Below are 938 nucleotides of genomic sequence, written 5' to 3' on the forward strand. Positions count from 1 at the left end.
ACTGGTCGTCTGCGAAGGCGCGGTCGCCCTTCAGTTCCTGGAAGTCGGTGAAGATCTCGCTGATGTAGTCGAGCGTGTACGGGCGCTGCGGATGGCGGGCGATCTGCGTGACCTGCCAGGGTGACAGGCTGGCGTAGACATCCTTCGTGAGCTGCTGGCTCTTCTTGCCCAGGCGGTCGATCTCTTCGGAGATGTCGACGGCCGATTCGCTTTGCACGTAGCGCAGCTCTTCGATCTTGGTTTCGAGTTCGGCAATGGGTTGCTCGAATTCAAGGAAATGGCGTTTGCTCATTTATCTTGATCCCTGTTCTTGAAGGAGGATGCCCTGCCCAACGATGGGGGCTGGCTTGCGGGCCGTCAATATGCCACGGCAAGCGGGTCGAGACTGCGCCAAATGTACCATGTGGCCACCGAGCGAAAAGGCGCCCAGGCGTCGCCCACTTCGCGTGCCTCGGCCCGCGAAACCGGCTCGCCGCTGAAGTAGTTGTGGCTGATGCCCTTGATGAGGCCGGGGTCGTCCAGCGGCAGCACGTTGGGGCGCATCAGGTGGAAGATCAGGAACATCTCGGCGGTCCAGCGGCCGATGCCGCGGATCGCGACCAGCTCGTCGACGATCGCCTCGTCGTCCATCTGCTGCCACTGGCGCACGTGCACGCTGCCGGCTTCGAAGTGCTGTGCCAGGTCGACCAGGTAGTCGACCTTGCGAGCCGACAGCCCGGCATCGCGCATCTGCGTGGATTCGATCGCCAGCACCGCCGCCGGCTGGATGCGCTGCGAGCCGCCGTCGAGCAGCGCGGCCACGCGCTCCCACGCGGCCTGCGCGGCCGCCACCGAACTCTGCTGGCCGACGATCGAGCGCGCGAGCGTGGTGAACGCATCGCCGCGGCTTTGCAGCCGGCCTTCGCCGAACTGCGGGATCAGCTTGCGCATCACCCGGT

Annotated in this window: 1 protein-coding gene and 1 pseudogene; both read right to left on the minus strand. The window is 65.0% G+C overall.

What is annotated here, in order from left to right; translation table 11 throughout:
• Window positions 1–292: pseudogene (locus AC1D01_RS36620) on the minus strand (acetyl-CoA carboxylase carboxyl transferase subunit alpha); the annotation flags it as partial.
• A 65-nt stretch (window positions 293–357) separates the two neighbouring features.
• On the minus strand, window positions 358–938 hold a 581-nt coding region (locus AC1D01_RS36625; protein WP_477874705.1), incomplete at its 5' end, for a DNA-3-methyladenine glycosylase family protein.

Source organism: Rhizobacter sp. P3_B12 (assembly GCF_056402895.1).